20 protein-coding genes are annotated in these 16954 nt (G+C 55.8%); 18 read left to right on the top strand and 2 right to left on the bottom strand.

The window, feature by feature from the left end:
• Positions 1 to 7 precede the first annotated feature (7 nt).
• Entirely contained in the window at positions 8 to 1390 is a 1383-nt protein-coding gene (locus QMG93_RS16775) for a dihydrolipoamide acetyltransferase family protein (protein ID WP_281938367.1), read from the top strand.
• Positions 1391 to 1443: 53 nt separating this feature from the next.
• On the opposite strand, the gene prli42 is transcribed toward QMG93_RS16775, so the two are convergent.
• Positions 1444 to 1539, bottom strand: coding sequence for a stressosome-associated protein Prli42 (gene prli42, locus QMG93_RS16770; RefSeq protein WP_157261672.1), 96 nt, complete (start codon positions 1537 to 1539; stop codon positions 1444 to 1446).
• 68 nt (positions 1540 to 1607) lie between these two features.
• Between prli42 and QMG93_RS16765 the strand changes: the two genes are divergently transcribed.
• Positions 1608 to 2741: a M20/M25/M40 family metallo-hydrolase gene (locus QMG93_RS16765; protein WP_281938363.1), complete on the top strand. Its 1134-nt coding sequence runs from the start codon at positions 1608 to 1610 to the stop codon at positions 2739 to 2741.
• A 107-nt stretch (positions 2742 to 2848) separates the two neighbouring features.
• Positions 2849 to 4057, top strand: coding sequence for a DUF3866 family protein (locus QMG93_RS16760; protein ID WP_281938361.1), 1209 nt, complete (start codon positions 2849 to 2851; stop codon positions 4055 to 4057).
• Here QMG93_RS16760 and mciZ read toward each other — a convergent pair.
• Positions 3945 to 4202: a Z-ring formation inhibitor MciZ gene (gene mciZ / locus QMG93_RS16755; protein WP_281938360.1), complete on the bottom strand. Its 258-nt coding sequence runs from the start codon at positions 4200 to 4202 to the stop codon at positions 3945 to 3947. The genes QMG93_RS16760 and mciZ overlap by 113 nt on opposite strands.
• 158 nt (positions 4203 to 4360) lie before the next feature.
• Between mciZ and QMG93_RS16750 the strand changes: the two genes are divergently transcribed.
• The 15 genes from QMG93_RS16750 to csaA all read left to right on the top strand — a co-directional run bounded on the left by QMG93_RS16750 (position 4361) and on the right by csaA (position 16603).
• Positions 4361 to 4930, top strand: a complete 570-nt coding sequence (locus QMG93_RS16750; RefSeq protein ID WP_010499016.1) for an NUDIX hydrolase — start codon at positions 4361 to 4363, stop codon at positions 4928 to 4930.
• Positions 4927 to 6117, top strand: a complete 1191-nt coding sequence (locus QMG93_RS16745; protein ID WP_281938356.1) for an endonuclease Q family protein — start codon at positions 4927 to 4929, stop codon at positions 6115 to 6117. Before QMG93_RS16750 ends, QMG93_RS16745 begins: the two co-directional genes overlap by 4 nt.
• A 77-nt stretch (positions 6118 to 6194) precedes the next feature.
• On the top strand, positions 6195 to 6842 hold the full coding sequence (spoIIM, locus tag QMG93_RS16740; RefSeq protein WP_281938354.1) for a stage II sporulation protein M: 648 nt from the start codon (positions 6195 to 6197) through the stop codon (positions 6840 to 6842).
• A gap of 104 nt (positions 6843 to 6946) precedes the next feature.
• A complete protein-coding gene (locus QMG93_RS16735; RefSeq protein ID WP_010499013.1) occupies positions 6947 to 7396 on the top strand; it encodes a Fur family transcriptional regulator in 450 nt (149 codons plus the stop codon).
• Between the two features lie 135 nt (positions 7397 to 7531).
• On the top strand, positions 7532 to 8656 hold the full coding sequence (gene ald, locus QMG93_RS16730) for an alanine dehydrogenase (protein ID WP_281938351.1): 1125 nt from the start codon (positions 7532 to 7534) through the stop codon (positions 8654 to 8656).
• A 165-nt stretch (positions 8657 to 8821) separates the two neighbouring features.
• Positions 8822 to 9067: a DUF4227 family protein gene (locus tag QMG93_RS16725; protein WP_063185895.1), complete on the top strand. Its 246-nt coding sequence runs from the start codon at positions 8822 to 8824 to the stop codon at positions 9065 to 9067.
• A 91-nt stretch (positions 9068 to 9158) separates the two neighbouring features.
• Positions 9159 to 10055, top strand: coding sequence for a site-specific tyrosine recombinase XerD (gene xerD / locus QMG93_RS16720; protein WP_281938348.1), 897 nt, complete (start codon positions 9159 to 9161; stop codon positions 10053 to 10055).
• Between the two features lie 315 nt (positions 10056 to 10370).
• The gene (gene deoB / locus QMG93_RS16715; protein ID WP_281938346.1) at positions 10371 to 11546 is read left to right on the top strand and encodes a phosphopentomutase; all 1176 of its coding nucleotides are present in this window, start codon (positions 10371 to 10373) and stop codon (positions 11544 to 11546) included.
• Positions 11547 to 11577: 31 nt separating this feature from the next.
• The gene (locus QMG93_RS16710; protein WP_281938344.1) at positions 11578 to 12408 is read left to right on the top strand and encodes a purine-nucleoside phosphorylase; all 831 of its coding nucleotides are present in this window, start codon (positions 11578 to 11580) and stop codon (positions 12406 to 12408) included.
• 71 nt (positions 12409 to 12479) lie between these two features.
• Positions 12480 to 13325 (top strand): purine-nucleoside phosphorylase, encoded by an 846-nt coding sequence (locus QMG93_RS16705; protein ID WP_281938342.1) that lies wholly within the window; start codon positions 12480 to 12482, stop codon positions 13323 to 13325.
• A gap of 207 nt (positions 13326 to 13532) precedes the next feature.
• Positions 13533 to 14078, top strand: coding sequence for a glutathione peroxidase (locus tag QMG93_RS16700; protein ID WP_108531797.1), 546 nt, complete (start codon positions 13533 to 13535; stop codon positions 14076 to 14078).
• A gap of 143 nt (positions 14079 to 14221) precedes the next feature.
• Positions 14222 to 14590 carry a GntR family transcriptional regulator gene (locus QMG93_RS16695; protein WP_054976409.1) on the top strand — a complete coding sequence of 123 codons (369 nt, stop codon included), beginning with the start codon at positions 14222 to 14224 and terminating at the stop codon, positions 14588 to 14590.
• Positions 14587 to 15483 (top strand): ABC transporter ATP-binding protein, encoded by an 897-nt coding sequence (locus tag QMG93_RS16690; RefSeq protein WP_281938337.1) that lies wholly within the window; start codon positions 14587 to 14589, stop codon positions 15481 to 15483. The genes QMG93_RS16695 and QMG93_RS16690 overlap by 4 nt, the downstream gene beginning before the upstream one ends.
• Positions 15480 to 16166, top strand: coding sequence for a hypothetical protein (locus QMG93_RS16685; RefSeq protein ID WP_281938335.1), 687 nt, complete (start codon positions 15480 to 15482; stop codon positions 16164 to 16166). The genes QMG93_RS16690 and QMG93_RS16685 overlap by 4 nt, the downstream gene beginning before the upstream one ends.
• Before the next feature lie 104 nt (positions 16167 to 16270).
• A complete protein-coding gene (gene csaA, locus QMG93_RS16680; protein WP_281938333.1) occupies positions 16271 to 16603 on the top strand; it encodes a chaperone CsaA in 333 nt (110 codons plus the stop codon).
• Positions 16604 to 16954: the final 351 nt, after the last annotated feature.

The raw sequence follows: 16954 nt of genomic DNA, 5'->3' as shown, positions 1-16954 counted from the left end.
CCGTTACATGAACGATCAAGCGACGAAAGGAACCGGCGTCAAGGTTCCTCATCTGGCCGAGAGTTTGGTATCGGCAACGATCGGTAAATGGCTTAAGCAGCCTGGGGATTATATCGAACAATACGATGTATTGTGCGAGCTGATCACGGACAAGGTGACGGTGGAGATGCCGTCGCCGATCGAAGGCCGGCTGGTCAAGCTGCTGGCGGAAGAAGGATATACGGCTGCGGTCGGAGAAGAGATTTGTTTGATCGAGGAGCCGCATCAGGCAGCGGGCAGTACGGCGGAAGCCGCAGAAGCCGTTTCTCAGCCGCAGCGCGCTCAAGGCGGACAAGCCCGTCGCGAAGCACAAGCTGCCGGCGCTGAAGCGGGCATGAGCGGGCGTTATTCGCCTGCGGTGCTCAAGCTTGCCGCAGAACACGGGATCGCGCTGTCGGAAGTGAAGGGCACGGGCCTTGGCGGCCGCATTACGCGCAAAGACGTGGAAGCTTACGTCGCGAGCGGCAAGCCTGCAGCGGTCGAAGAAGGAAAAACGGTGGCTGCCGTCAATGCGGAAGCCACTGCAGAAGCTGCGACCGCCGGCGTATTCCTCCCGGTGCCGCCGAAGGGGCCGGTACGTTCAACCGGCATCCATTTGTCGGAAAACCCGCCGCTGCCGAAAATCGAAGTGGAAGGTCAGCCGCTTGATGGCCGGGGCGAGTATTTGATCGACGTGACGCCGATTCGCAATACGATTGCCAGCCGCATGCGTCAGAGCGTGACGGAAATTCCGCATGCCTGGACGATGATCGAGGTGGACGTGACGAACCTTGTGCTGCTGCGGAACAAAGTGAAGGGCGAATTCATGAAACAGGAAGGGATCAATATTACGTATCTGGCCTTCCTGCTCAAAGCGGTCGTCGGCGCGATCAAGGATTATCCGATCATGAACTCGGTCTGGGCGGTTGACAAAATTATCGTCAAGCGGGACATCAACCTCGCGCTGGCCGTAGGTACCGAGGATTTCGTCGTCACTCCGGTCATCCAGAAGGCCGACCAAATGAATATTGCCGGCCTCGCCCGGGAGATCGATTCTTTAACCCGGAAAGCAAGAGCCGGCAAGCTGACGCTTAGCGATATGCAAGGCGGGACGTTTACCGTGAACAATACGGGCTCGTTCGGATCAATTTTGTCGTATCCGATCATCAACTACCCGCAAGCCGCCATTCTGACCTTCGAATCGATCGTGAAAAAGCCGGTCGTCATTCAGGACATGATTGCCGTCCGTTCGATGGTCAACCTGTGCTTGTCCTTGGACCACCGCATTTTGGACGGGGTCATCTGCGGACGCTTCCTGCAGCGGGTGAAAGAGAACCTGGAAGCGTACAATCAGGACACGAAGCTGTACTAAAGGTCGGCGGCAGCCGGGGGAGGCTTGTCCCTAACCCGTCCCCCGCCGGCCAACTAGAAGAAATTGCTTACGGTAAACAACAGCGTGGATAACAGCATCGAGACGATCATCGTGTAAACGACGATTTTGAAAATCAATTTATTTCGCAACGATTTCAGCTCCTTATCAAGGGAATACTATCCCTATAATAACCCAAGCGGCCTAATGGAGGAAAGCTATGATTCAGCAAAAGCGATTGGTAGACGAATTTATCGAGTTGGTTCAAATCGACAGCGAAACGAAGCACGAGCAGGAAATCAGCCGCGTGCTGAAGGCAAAATTCACTGAGCTGGGCTTGAAGGTGGAGGAGGACGATTCCGCGGCGAAAACCGGCCACGGCTCGGGCAATCTCATCTGCACGCTGCCGGCGACATCCGCGAAGCCGCTGCCGAAGCTGTTCTTCACTTCGCATATGGACACGGTTACTCCGGGCAAAGGCATCAAGCCGCAAATCGGCGAAGACGGTTACATCCGCAGCGACGGAACGACGATTCTCGGGGCGGACGACAAAGCGGGCCTTGCCGCCATGTTCGAAGCGATTCGCGTCCTGAAAGAGAAGAACATCGAGCACGGGCAGATTCAGTTTATTATTACGGCGGGCGAGGAATCCGGTTTGAAGGGCTCCCGCGCGATGGAAGCCAAATGGGTCGATGCGGATCTCGGCTTCGCGCTGGACTCGAACGGCACGATCGGAGACATTGCTGTAGCCGCTCCGACGCAGGCGAAGGTATACATCACGTTCTGGGGCCGCTCGGCTCATGCGGGCGTAAATCCGGAAGCGGGCGTAAGCGCGATTACCGTGGCGAGCAAAGCGATTGCGCGCATGCCGCTCGGCCGCATCGACAAAGAAACGACCGCGAACATCGGACGCTTCGAAGGCGGCGTGGAAGGCGCGACGAACATCGTCGTCGAGCGCGTAACGCTCGAAGGCGAGGCGCGCAGCATCACACAGGCCAAAATGTACGAGCAGGTCGAGAAAATGCGTCAGGCGTGCGAGGAAGCGGCGGAGGAAATGGGCGCGAAGCTAGACTTCAAAAGTGAAGTCATCTACCCGGCGTTTATGTACGACGAGTCCGCTCCAGTCGTGAAGCTTGCGATGAGCGCGCTGACGAACGTCGGCTGCACACCTCGCACCTTCCATTCCGGCGGGGGCAGCGACGCCAATATGTTCAACGGTATGGGCGTACCGACCGTCAATCTGGCTATCGGCTATCTGGACATTCACACGACGAAAGAACGGATCGCGATCTCGGACCTTGTCAAAACGGCCGAAGTGGTCGTCTCGATCGTCAATGAAGTTGCCAAGGCATAATGCTTGACCTTCCGGCATAAAGTAATAACATACAGGTTGTTTAATCGCTGCTTATCTCTTTTGGGTAAGCGGCGATTTTTTTGTGCGAAAACGGGAGGAAACGGAATATGAGGATCCACTGGGAAACGGCTGTCGTTACGGAAACGGTGGGGGAACCTTGCTCGTCGCATGATTTGCAGGAGGTCCGGGTGCGGCTTGGAAACGGAGAAACGGCCGCTGCGCTGCACGATCTTGCCGTAGAGACGCCGCTTCAGCCAGGGGACGAGGTGCTGCTGAATACGACCGCCGTTCGTTTGGGGCTCGGTACGGGAGGCGTGCATTTTGTCCACGCGAGACTTGGCAAGTTGGACGAGACCACCGACCGCCCGGAAGTTCCAGCAGGTACGAACTCGCGGGAGCCGGAGACGCCAGATAGGCTCCAGTCCTCCGGACCGCAGGAAGGGCACATTATGAAGCTACGTTACACGTCATTGCAGCGGGCCGTGCTTTCGGTGGAGGAGCCGTCAAGTCCGCATCACGCTCTGTTTGCCGACTCGCGTACGCTCAGCGGGATGCCGGTGCTCATTGGCGAGCTCCACAGCATGCTGCCTGCTGCCGTTTGCTGGCTCCGCGAGCTTGCGCGTGAGAAGGGAGCGCCGGTACCGCGCATCGCTTACATCATGACCGACGGGGGTGCCCTGCCTCTGGCGATAAGCGGACATGTACGTCGGCTAAGGGAGCTCGGCTGGCTGGCTGGTGCGGTCACGTACGGCCACGCCTACGGCGGCGATATCGAAGCCGTCAACAAATACACGGCGCTCCTCGCCGCGAGGCATGTGCTGAAAGCCGACATAGCCATCGTCTGCATGGGCCCCGGCATCGTAGGCACCGGCACGCTATACGGCTTCAGCGGCATCGAGGCGGGCGAGCTTGTGGGCGCGGTGCATGCCCTCGGGGGCGTGCCCGTGGCGATGGCGCGCATCAGCTTCGCCGACCCACGGCCGCAGCATCGCGGGCTCAGCCGCCATACGGCGGTCGCGCTGGGCCAAGCCGCGCTCGCGCCGGCCTGCCTCCCACTGCCGCTGCTGCCCGCCGAAGCGGACACCGCGCTGCTGCGCGAGCAGGTCCGGCAGAGTGGGCTCGCCCGGCGTCACCGGCTACGGTGGGAGGCGCCGCCACCCTTGGAGCACATAGCGGCCGCGCTGGAAGCATACGGGCAGCCGATTACTTCCATGGGGCGAGCCTTGCCGGACGATCCGGCGTTTTTTGCGGCCGTTTGTACGGCGGCAGGAGCGGCGTACCGGCTCCTTCGGAACGAGGGGCCGGATAAGCCGTAGCTGCACTTCCGGTCTGCGTCCCGTCCAGAAAAACCGCAAGCGGCACATCGGGCGAGACGCGGTCCAGCGCCATTTTCAAATAGTTGCGGATTTCCCAGCCTTTACCTACCAGACGAAGCTGTCCTGCATTGACATACGTTTTCATAGAGTACCCCTCCTGCTTCGATAGGTTTATATAATCCACCTTATGCGGGAGACGACACGATTATGTCCTGCTGCGGTCGGCTTTCGGCCGCCGGATATGATATAATGAGCTTTGGTCTTAATGTTACAATACCCGTAAAGAGAAGAGAGGAATCTTCCATGCCGCATAAGACGCATAAAAAATTCGAAGAAGTGACCGTCTCCACCCAGCCGATTTTTCAGGGTAAAATCATTTCCTTGCAAGTGGACACCGTAAAGCTGCCGAATGGCGCGGAAGCGACGCGCGAGATCGTCAAGCATCCCGGTGCGGTCGCGGTTCTGGCCCTTACCCCGGATGACCGGATGATTGTCGTCGAGCAATACCGCAAGCCGCTGGAAAAAAGCCAAGTGGAAATTCCGGCAGGGAAGCTGGACGCCGGCGAGAATCCGCTGGATGCCGCCAAGCGCGAGCTGGAGGAGGAAACCGGCTATACCGCGGGCTCGATCCGCCATATCAGCTCTTTCTATACATCACCCGGCTTCGCCGACGAAATTCTTCATCTGTATGCCGCCGAGCAGTTGGTGAAGGGGCAAGCCAACCCTGACGAGGACGAGTTCCTCGAAATCGAAGAGCTTACGCTGGAACAGGCGCAAGCGTATATCCGGGAGCAGCGGATCAGCGACGCCAAAACAATCATGGCCGTTTACGCCTGGCAGCTGTACAAGCTTACCGGCTCGTTCCCGACATGAGCACGAACGCGTACTACGCCGACCTGCATATCCACATCGGGAGAACGGAAGCGGGCGAAGCGGTCAAAATCAGCGCCGCGAACAACCTGACGTTCTACAACATCGCGCAGGAAGCGTCAGAGCGCAAAGGGATCGACATGATCGGCATCATCGACTGCCATTCCCCAGGCGTGCAGCGGGAAATGCTGCATTATTTGGAAACGGGCGAGATGGAAGAACTGGAAGGCGGAGGCATACGCTTCCACCGGACGACCGTCCTGCTGGGCTGCGAGATTGAGGTGCGCGACCCCGGCTTGGGAACGGCCCATTTGCTCGCATATTTGCCCAAGCTTGGCGACATGCAGAGCTTCACGGAGTGGCTGCGCAAGCATATGAAAAATGTGCAGCTCAGCTCGCAGCGCATCTATGTCACGGCCCGGGAGCTTCAGCGGGAGGTGATTGCACGCGGAGGCATTCTGATTCCCGCACATATCTTCACGCCGCATAAAAGCGTCTACGGGAGCTGCTCGACGCGGATGGAGCATCTGCTCAACTTGGACGGAATTGCGGCCGTAGAGCTCGGTCTCAGCGCCGACACCGTCATGGCCGGGTATATCAGCGAGCTGGACCGCTATACGTTTCTGACCAACTCCGATGCCCATTCGCTCCCGAAGATCGGGCGCGAATACAATAAGCTGGCGCTTGAGGCGCCGACGTTCGAGGAGCTGCGGAAGGCTTTGTCACAGAAGGACGGACGCCGCGTGCTTGCCAACTACGGACTCAATCCGCGGCTCGGCAAATACCACCGCACGTACTGCGGCGATTGCAGCTCGATACTCGACGAGCAAGGCCAGACAGCGGTGGAGCGCTGCTTGTACTGCGGCAGCCTGCGGATTGTCCGCGGCGTCATGGACCGGATTTTGAGCCTTGCGGACCGGGAGGAGCCTCGGGTTTCCCCGGACCGACCGCCTTATTGTTACCAAGTGCCGCTGGAGTACATTCCGGGCCTCGGGCCGAAAACATTCAACCGTCTCATCGAGCGGTTCGGCTCCGAAATGAACCTGCTGCACCGCGTATCGTTCGAAGAGCTCGCGGATGCGGCGGGCGAAACGATAGCCGGCTATATTATGGAAGCACGCGCGGGCACGCTGCGGCTCGATACGGGCGGCGGCGGCAAATACGGCAAAGTGTCCGCACGGCAAGAATAACGCGATCATCGGACGGAGTCATAAACCTGTGCGCCCCCTCATATTCTGTACTATTCGGACAAGGGGGGCGCACCGGCATGATGCGGAACCGTACGCTGGAGCAGTATATGAAGGAGCATTTGTCGTTCTATTTATTCGTCGGCGTCGTCTTTGTCACGGGCGTCGTTTTTGGTGCGGTTATGGTGAACGCCCTGTCGCTGGAGCAGAAGCAGGAGCTGAGCCGGTATTTGGGAAGCTTTTTTGCGTCCGTCCATCAAGGCGGCCTGGAAGGCGATGTGACGGGTTCGTTCAAGGATTCGTTTTCCATGCATATCAAATGGTTTTTAATTATTTGGGTGCTGGGCCTGTCCGTCATCGGGCTGCCGCTCATCCTTATTCTGGATTTTTTGAAAGGCGTGCTGGTTGGCTTCACCGTCGGTTATCTGGTCGGCACCTTATCCTGGAAAGGGCTGCTGTTTGCGCTCGTTTCGGTTGTGCCGCCGAACCTGGTGGTCATCCCTCTACTGCTCGTATGCAGCGTCACGGCTATGGCTTTCACGATTCATCTGGTCAAAAACCGGTTTATCAGCCGCAAAGGCGCTCTATACGAGCCATTTATGCGATTTTCAGGCGTCATTCTGGCCTCCGGGGCGCTGCTGCTTGGCGTGGCGATATTCGAGGCTTATGTCTCGCCAGCCATGATGAAATGGGTAACACCTATGCTGGTAACGATGTCCGGGTCTTAAAAGGTTTGACTTTCCCTAAGTCCTCCTCCTATAATGTAAGCATGAAGAAAGCTTAAGCTTACGAGAAAGGTTTTGCTTCGGTGCAAAACCCGTGGGGGAGAAGCATGGAATCTCGCATCGAAAAAATCAAACAACAGCTGCAATCGCAAGGCTATAAGCTGACGCCTCAACGGGAAGCGACCGTCAGGGTTTTGCTGGAGAACGAAGAGGATCATCTGAGCGCGGAAGACGTTTTTATGCTCGTCAAAGATAAAGCGCCAGAAATCGGCCTTGCCACCGTCTATCGTACGTTGGAATTGCTCAGCGAGCTGCATGTCCTCGAGAAAATGAATTTCGGCGATGGCGTAGCCCGCTACGACTTGCGCAACGACAGCTCTCATCACCATCATCATCACCTCATCTGCGTGCAGTGCGGTGCCGTCGACGAAATTATGGAAGACTGGCTGGGTGCGCTGGAAGAACGACTGGAGCGGGAATACCGGTTTCAGGTGCTCGATCACCGGCTCGATTTTCAGGGCATTTGCCACCGCTGCCGCGACAAGAACAAAACGTAAACACGAAACCTTCGGCTTGACGCTAGATCAAGTATGAAGGTTTTTTGCATTTTGCCACATATTCGCACCGAAAAGGCAAACGCTATATCATATCATACGCTTTGGTTGAAAAATGGGAACAGGAGGCATGAAGCGATGATCATTGGGATACCGAAAGAAATCAAAAACAACGAAAACCGCGTTGCCTTAACCCCCGGCGGCGCTGCGGTCCTGAGAGAAGCCGGGCATAGCGTTATTGTGGAAGCGGGGGCCGGTGCGGGCAGTGGGTTTTCCGACGACGAGTATGCCAAGGAAGGCGCCGAGCTGCTTCCTACGGCTGCCGAGGTTTGGGGCAGGGCCGAGATGATTATGAAGGTGAAGGAGCCGCTTCCTGCAGAATTCGGCTATTTCCGCGAAGGGCTGACGTTGTTTACCTACCTCCATTTGGCGGCCGAGCCGAAGCTGACCGAGGCGCTGGTGCAGCATAAAGTAACCGCCATCGCGTATGAAACGATTCAGCTTCCGAGCGGGGGACTGCCGCTGCTTACTCCAATGAGCGAAGTGGCCGGACGCATGTCCGTTCAGGTCGGTGCACAGTTTCTGGAAAAAAATTATGGCGGGCGCGGCATTCTGCTCGGTGGCGTACCCGGCGTGCCTCCGGCGGACGTAATCATTTTGGGCGGAGGCATCGTCGGAACCAACGCCGCGAAAATGGCGCTCGGACTCGGCGCCAACGTCGTAGTCATCGAACGCAGCGCGGAACGGCTCCGGTATTTGGACGACGTGTTCCACGGCCGCATCCGTACGTTGATGTCCAATCCCTACAACATTGCCAATGCGGTACAAAAGGCGGATCTGCTGATCGGGGCCGTCCTTATTCCCGGAGCGAAAGCGCCGAAGCTCGTCAGCGAAGACATGGTGCGGCAGATGAAGCCCGGGGCCGTGATCGTGGATGTGGCCGTCGATCAGGGCGGATCGATTGCGACGGTGGATCGCGTGACGACGCACAGCGCGCCGACGTACGAGAAGTACGGCGTCCTTCATTATGCGGTCGCCAACATGCCGGGAGCCGTACCGCGGACCTCTACGCTGGCGCTCACGAACGTGACCATCGGCTACGCCCTCGAATTGGCCGGCAAAGGGGTCACCCGTGCGCTCTACGGCAATCCGCCGCTGAAGCTCGGCGTGAACACCTATCAGGGCCACGTCACGTATCCCGCGGTAGCCGAAGCCGTCGGTCTGCCTTATGCGGGCCTGGATTCGCTGCTGCCGATCAGTTGATTAAGGCAGCGGCGCATGCCGGCGGTACATTTCGTCCGTCCCGTCCTTCGTTCGAATACGCATAATTTGGCCGGTCCGGTCATAGTGTACTCTTAGAACCTGTCTGAACCCCCGCAGTCCGGCGCCAAGCCGGCGGCAGGGGGCAGGGGAGGAGGGGGACAAGCCGTGATTGTTCATGTTCGAGTGCGAAAATGGCTCGGCCGCTTTCGCTTCGCGCTCTTGTTCGTGGTGTTTACGTTCGCGCTTTATCATATGCTGCTCGCCGTTACGCGATGGCTGGAACCGGAGCCGAAGTACAAGGAGCCTGCAGGCCGCGCCGTCAAAGCGTTCCAGAACGACCGGGTGGCCGCGGCTTCGGACAAGATCACGATGAGCGAACGGCTGAAGCTTTTTTACCGAATCGGCGAATAAAAAAGCTTCCGGATTCGGAAGGAATATTGATCCTTTATGTGGAATTATTTTAAAAGCGCCGATGCAAGACATAAAAGGGGATCAATTGCGCATGAAACAGGAACTTAACTCGTTTATCCGTTTTTTGGCGGAGGATCGGGGCCTTGCTCAGAATACGCTGGACTCGTACCGACGCGATTTGTCTCAGTATATAGATTATTTGGAAAGCTCCGGCATCTCATCGCTGAGTGACAGCGGGAAGCTGAACATTTCCGGCTATATGCTGGACCTGAAGCAGCGGGGGAGGGCTACGGCCACGCTTTCCCGAAGTATGGTTTCCATCCGCGCCTTTTACCAATTCCTCGTGAAGGAGCGTCTGCTGGACAGCGATCCGTCGCTGCACATGGAGACGCCGAGACTCGAGAAACGGATTCCGAAGGTGTTGTCGGTTCAAGAGGTGGGCAAGCTGCTCCAAGCCCCCCTAACGACGACGCCCAACGGGATGCGGGATAAGGCGATGCTGGAGGTGCTGTACGCGACGGGAATCCGGGTATCGGAGCTCATCTCGCTTGACGTGGACAGCGTCAATCCGAGTATGGGCTTTATCCGTTGTGTCGGCAAAGGCAAAGAACGGATCGTCCCGCTCGGGAGAATCGCTTCGGAGTACGTGGAGGCCTACATCCAAACGATGCGTCCGAAATTGCTCAAGCCGTCCAAAGCCGAGGAGGCGCTGTTTGTCAGCCATTTGGGGACCCGGATGACGCGTCAAGGCTTCTGGAAAATCATTAAACGTTACGCTGCGGAATCCGACATTCGGATGGAAATCACCCCGCACACGCTCCGGCACTCGTTTGCCGCGCACCTGCTGGAGAACGGAGCCGACCTCCGGTCCGTGCAGGAAATGCTCGGTCATGCGGACATCTCGACGACGCAGATCTATACGCAAGTCACCCGGAGCAAAATGAAAGAGGTTTATGATCGGACCCATCCCCGGGCCAAAATCGAATAGTCTTCCGGCGAGCCCGTTCCTCTGCGCCTGAGAGACCGGGTTTTTCGTATTGCGGCTTTTGCAAACCATGTCCGCATTTGCGATAATAATGGTAGGCTTGTCGAAAAAACGGCCTGTGAGGATGGCATTGCCTCACCATGCTCAAGTTTACGCTTTCGCTGTAGCGTTGCCGCGCACTGCCCGAATCGGCGCTTACGAAGAAAGCATTGCTGCGCAATGCCAAGCCTGTGCTTACGAAGATGGCATTGCTGCGCAAACCCAAGCCTGTGCTTACGAAGAAAGTATTGCTTCGCAATACTCTGAGGAGGGACATCCATGAAATTTAAACGAGTATGCTTGATTGTGCTGGATAGCGTGGGGATCGGCGAGCTGCCGGATGCCGCGCGTTTTAACGATACCGGAGCCCATACGCTCGGCCACATCGCAGAGCGCGTGCCGTCGCTGCGCGTGCCCCATATGCAGCAGCTCGGCCTCGGAAATATCGCCGGGCTGCAGGGCGTTGATCCGGTTGAACGCCCAGGCGCATATTACGGCAAAATGGCCGAGGTATCGGTCGGCAAAGATACGATGACTGGACATTGGGAAATTATGGGTCTGAATGTGACCGTTCCCTTCAATGTATTTCCAGACGGCTTCCCGCCGGAGCTGATCGCCCGTTTCGAGCAGGAAACCGGGCGCAAGGTCATTGGCAACAAGCCGGCCTCTGGAACGGAAATATTGGATGAGCTGGGCGAGGAACAGATGAAGACCGGGGCCTGGATCGTCTACACTTCGGCGGACAGCGTGTTCCAGCTTGCGGCGCATGAAGAGATTATTCCGCTGGAGGAGCTGTACCGCGCCTGCGAGATTGCCCGCAAGCTGACGCTCGAAGATCCGTATACGGTCGGTCGCGTCATTGCGCGTCCTTACGTCGGAACGCCTGGCGCGTTCAAACGCACGCCGAACCGTCACGATTATGCGGTGAAGCCGCCCGCTCCGACGGTCATGAACCAGCTGAAGGATGCGGGACTCGATTGCATCGCCGTCGGGAAGATCAACGATATTTTTGACGGCGAAGGCGTAACCAAAGCGCTTCCTACCAAAAGCAATCTCGACGGGATTCACAAGACGATTGACGCGATGGGAGAATCGTTCCAAGGACTGCTGTTTACGAACCTCGTCGATTTCGACTCGCTGTACGGGCATCGTCGTGACCCGGAAGGGTACGCCATGGCGCTGAACGAATTCGACGAATGGCTGCCCAAGCTGATGGAACGGGTCGGCAAGGACGACCTGTTGATTCTGACTGCCGATCACGGCAACGATCCGATTCATCACGGGACGGACCACACCCGCGAGTATGTGCCGCTTCTGATGTACAGCCCGGCGTTCGAAACGACGGGGACGGTCGGAGTCCGCAGCACGTTTTCGGATCTTGGCGCGACGGTTGCCGAAAACTTCGGCGTGAAGGGCACAGGCAACGGCACCAGCTTTTTGGACGAATTGAAATAACAAGTACATATTGCCGGGGAGGACGAATCGAATGAGCGATCAAACGACGCTGTTGAAGAACATTAAGGAAGCCGCGGAATATATCCGCGGGAAATATCCGGAGAAGCCGGAAATCAGCCTGATCCTGGGCTCCGGTCTCGGCGTGCTGGCCGATTTGGTGGAAGGCGGTGTAACGATTCCGTATGAGGATATTCCGCATTTTCCGGTATCTACGGTGGAGGGGCATGCCGGCGAGCTGCTGCTCGGTAAGGTGGAAGGCAAGCATGTGCTGATGATGAAAGGCCGTTTTCATATGTATGAAGGATACGGCGTCGAAACGGTATCGTTTCCGGTCCGTGTCATGAAGGAGCTCGGCGTGGAGAAGCTGCTGGTGACCAATGCTGCCGGCGGTATCAACACGTCGTACGAAGTCGGGGACCTGATGCTGATCCGCGATCATATTAACTTTACGTTCCGCAACCCGCTCATCGGACCGAACAACAGCGAGCTGGGCGTTCGTTTCCCGGACATGTCTGAAGCGTACAGCCGCCGTCTTCGCGAGGCAGCGAAGGAGGTAGCGGCAGAGCAGGGGCTGAAACTGCAGGAGGGGGTATACCTGGGACTGCTCGGACCGTCGTACGAAACGCCGGCGGAAATCCGCATGATGCGGACGCTCGGCGGCGACGCGGTGGGCATGTCCACCGTGCCGGAAGTGCTTGTTGCGCGGCATGCGGGTATCGAAGTGCTCGGTTTTTCCTGCATCAGCAATATGGCGGCGGGCATCCTGGATCAGCCGTTGTCCCATGCGGAGGTTATGGAAACGACGGAGCGTGCAAAGCCGAAATTTCTTAAGCTGGTGCTCGGAATCATCTCGCGAATCTAGAACGTCATGGTGATTGGCACGGCGTCCGCCTTCAAGCGGCTGCCGAATTCGATTCGAAAGAGGGAGAAGAGATGGAACCGAACTACGTTGAACATATTCAAGAAGCGGCTCAATGGATCAGTGACCGCATCGACCGAAGATCTTTAGATATGGGCTTGGTGCTTGGCTCCGGCCTTGGCGATATGGCCGCTCAGGTGGAAGATGCGATCGCCATTCCTTACGATAGAATTCCGCATTTTCCGGTATCTACGGTGGAAGGCCATGCCGGGCAATTTGTCATCGGCAAGCTCGAAGGTAAAAATGTCATCGTCATGCAGGGCCGTTTTCACTACTACGAAGGCTACTCCATGAAAAAAGTCGTCTTCCCGATCTACGTCATGAAGCAGCTCGGCGTTCGGTCGCTTGTTATTACGAACGCGGCGGGCGGTATGAACCGCGGCTTTCAGGCGGGCGATTTGATGCTGATCTCAGACCAGCTCAACCTGACAGGAGACAACCCGCTCATTGGAATCAATCATCCGGAGCTCGGTCCCCGTTTTCCGGACATGTCGCAGGCGTATACGCCGCAATTCCGGGATCTGGCCAAGCGGATTGCTGCCCAAATGGGACAGGAGCGCGGAGAAGCGATCCGCCTGCAGGAAGGCGTATACGCGGGCATTAGCGGTCCGAACTACTTGCCTCCGGCCGAGCTGACCATGCTCGCGAACCTCGGCGGCGACGCCGTAGGTATGTCTACGGTAGGAGAAGTGATCGCGGCAAGCCACGCCGGCCTTAAGGTGCTCGGCATCTCCTGCATCACCGACATGGCAATCGGCGAGGAGCTGGAGCCGCTCACGCATGAGCAGGTAGTGGCAGTGGCGAACCGCACGAAGCCGATTTTCATCGAGCTGGTGCGCCGTTTTGTGAAAGAAGCGTAGGCTTGACGTTTAAATATAACGAACTAAAGAACCGCTTTCCTTCGATTTTCACGGGGGAAGCGGTTTTTTAGCATAAAAAAGGCACATGAAAACTTGACAGCGGGAGGTGTAATATGATAAATTTTAAACAATTAAATTGTATACAAATTAATTTTGGTTTCTTTAACTCACATGAAAACCAAATCAAACGATAATGGAGGAGTTATCATGTCTATCTATTCATTCCAAGCGAACAATATTCGGGGCCAGGAAGTCAGTCTGGAGCAATATGAGGGTAAGGTGGTGCTGATCGTCAATACGGCCAGCAAATGCGGCTTCACCTCGCAGTATGCCGATCTGCAAAAGCTGTATGAAAAATACCGCGACCAAGGGCTGGTCATTCTAGGCTTCCCTTGCAATCAATTCGGAGAGCAGGAGCCGGGGAGCAGTGAAGACGTCCATACCTTCTGCCAGTTGAACTACGGGGTCTCGTTTCCATTGTTTGAGAAAGTGGACGTCCGCGGCTCGGAGAAACATCCGCTGTTTGCATATGTGACGGAGCAAGCTCCGTTCGAGGGATTCGATCTCAATCAGTCGGCCGGGAAAACGCTGAATGCTTTTCTGCAGGAGAAGCAGCCTGAGCTGTTGCCCGGCGACGACATTAAATGGAACTTCACCAAGTTTCTCGTCAACCGCGAAGGCAAGGTCGTTAAGCGCTTTGAATCAACAGTCGACCCGCTCGATCTTGAACCGGCGGTCGAAGCATTACTATAACGGTACGATAAATAAGTCCCTGAGAGCCTTCACTTCTAGGCTTTTGGGGATTTTTTTCATTTTTGCTCAAAGACGATTGACAAAGAAGTTGGTTGGATATATAGTTAGTTACATAAGTAATTAACCAGTTTGGTGGTGAACAAATGACCTTAATAGACGACAGCCGTCCGATTTTTGTTCAGATCGCCGAACGGATTGAAAATGACATCATCGAAGGCGGCATGCCCGAAGAATCGCAGGTTCCTTCGACGAATCAATTCGCGGCATTTTATCAGATCAACCCGGCAACGGCGGCCAAGGGAGTCAATCTGTTGGTGGACCAAGGCATATTGTACAAGAAGCGGGGGATAGGCATGTTTGTGGCGACCGGCGCGCGCGCGCAATTGATGGAGAAGCGAAGAGAGCAGTTTTTTGAGCAATATGTGGTAACGATGATCCGGGAAGCCGAGAAGCTCGGCATTACATCGGAGCAACTGATGGATATGATCCGGAGAGGGGATGGAGGCAAATGAATCCGATCGTCGAAGTGACTCGGCTGACGAAGTCGTACGGCAATGTGAAGGCGGTGGATGGCATCAGCTTTTCCATAGAGCCGAACAAAATTTACGGGCTTCTTGGGAGAAACGGAGCGGGCAAGACGACGGTCATGCATATGATCACCGCTCAAATTTTTCCTACCAGTGGAGAAATTGAAGTGTTCGGTGAAAAACCGTACGAGAACAATAGCGTACTAAGCAAAATGTGCTTTATCAAGGAAAGCCAAAAGTACCCGGACAACTTCCAGGTTATCGATGTGTTGGAGGTGGCGGAATCGCTGTTTCCGCAGTGGGATCGGGAGTACGCCTACGAGCTGATCGAGACGTTCGGGCTTCCGCTGAAAAGGAAAATGAAGAAGCTGTCCCGGGGCATGCTGTCTGCTGCAGGAATCGTTGTCGGTCTTGCCAGCCGAGCGCCGCTTACGATATTCGACGAGCCGTATTTGGGCCTCGATGCGGTAGCCAGAGGGTTATTCTACGAAAAGCTGCTTGAGGATTACTCGGTCCATCCGAGAACCGTCATTTTGTCAACGCACTTGATCGATGAAGTCAGCCGGCTTCTGGAGCATGTAATTATGATCGATGGCGGCAAGCTGATTTTGAACGAGGATACGGAGGCACTTCGGGGGCGGGCGTTTGCTGTCATAGGAACGGCCCGTACCGTGGAAAAATTTATTCGAGCCCGGGAAATCATCCATCAGGAAGCGTTCGGCGGACTGATTTCGGCGACGGTAATGGATGAGCTGAGCGAGAAAGAGCGGAAGGAAGGGGAAGCGCTAGGGCTTGAATTCTCCCCCGTTTCCTTACAGCAGTTAGTTATCCATTTAACGAAGCATAAATCGGATAGAAAGGCGGGAAATGCTCTATGAACCGCATTGCGAGCGTAACAAAAATGCATTTGAGAGATAAGCTCTCCTGGATATACATGCCTTGGATCATTCTCTTACTCAATCTCATCATACATCTTACCATCCGGTTTTCCATCGGCGGGAAAGACGGAATGTATACCGGCGGCATTACTTCCCTTTACGTATATATGCTTGTTATCGGGATGGTTGCTCTGCCTCAAACGTTCGTCTTTGCACTTGGCATGGGTGTCCGGAGAAAAGATTATTTTGCCGGAACGGTTATGAATTTCGCTCTGATCAGCCTGAGTACATCCATCCTGATACTGCTTTTCTCCCTGCTTGAAGGCTGGAGCGGCGGCTGGGGAGTGGGGCTCCACTTCTTCCGTATGCCCTATTGGGGCGACGGTACGGCGATTGGGCAAGTAACGAGAAACTTCGTGCTGCTGCTGCATCTGTTCTTCCTTGGATTTGCTATTTCGAGCGTCCAGCGGCGATATGGCTGGTTCGGGATGATCGTGTTTTCGGGTGTTATCGCAGCGGTTGTCAGTGTCCTCGTCATTTCTTCAAACTATTACCAATGGTGGGGCATTTTGTTTCAATGGATAGCGGGTATAACCGTATCCGAATGGGCAGGCTGGTTGTTTGCACTAATAGTCGTCTATGCGCTTGCGTCGTATGCCATGCTTCGCAAGGCGACTGTATGATGAACCCAAATGGTAAAATATCGATATAACGAAACGGTTCGTTGCTTTGTCCCTCTGTGCTGCGCTATCATGGTTACTAAAGAATCACTTCGGGAGGAAGCGGAATGGAAGCAACGATCGACGATTTTCATAAGCTGGACCTGCGGATCGGAACGGTGATTGCCGCCGAGCCTTTCCCGGAAGCGCGGGTTCCGGCCATCAAGCTGCAGATAGATTTCGGAGAGCTGGGAATCAAGCGCTCCAGCGCGCAGATTACGAAGCGGTATGTGCCGGAAGAACTTATCGGCAGACAGGTTGTTGCGATTGTTAATTTTCCGCCCAGACGCATTGCCGGATATGTATCCGAGGTGTTGGTGCTCGGCGGGGTGCCGGAGCACGGAGATGTCATTTTGCTTGCGCCGGACCAGACGGCTCCGAACGGGACGCCGATCGCATAGTTATGCAAAAAGTACTCCACCTTCCTCGGAAGCGGGAGTACTTTTTTTGTTGCGGCTCGTTATTTCGATTTCTTCGCGCCTTTGTCACTGGTACGGGTCGTCGTGTTCTGATTCCCGTGGCCTTGCTGTTTGTCGGACATGTGCGGCACCTCCTGTTCCTTGTTTCCCGAAGGAATGGGTCCTTTATAGTATGACACTTCGGGATCGGGTTATTCGGGCATATGACTTTAGGGGCAGATCCAAAAAAATTGAGGTGTCCCTCTGTTCGGGCCGAAGTAACTGTGCTACAATTGGGCATATAGGACTACTTTGGTAATTCGTTAGAACCATGCTCTAACGATGCGAAGTAGG

The organism is Paenibacillus tyrphae, from assembly GCF_027925525.1.
GTDB lineage: Bacteria > Bacillota > Bacilli > Paenibacillales > NBRC-103111 > Paenibacillus_G > Paenibacillus_G tyrfis_B.
Note: the sequence above shows the minus strand (reverse complement) of the source record. Positions and strands in the feature narration are given on the sequence as shown.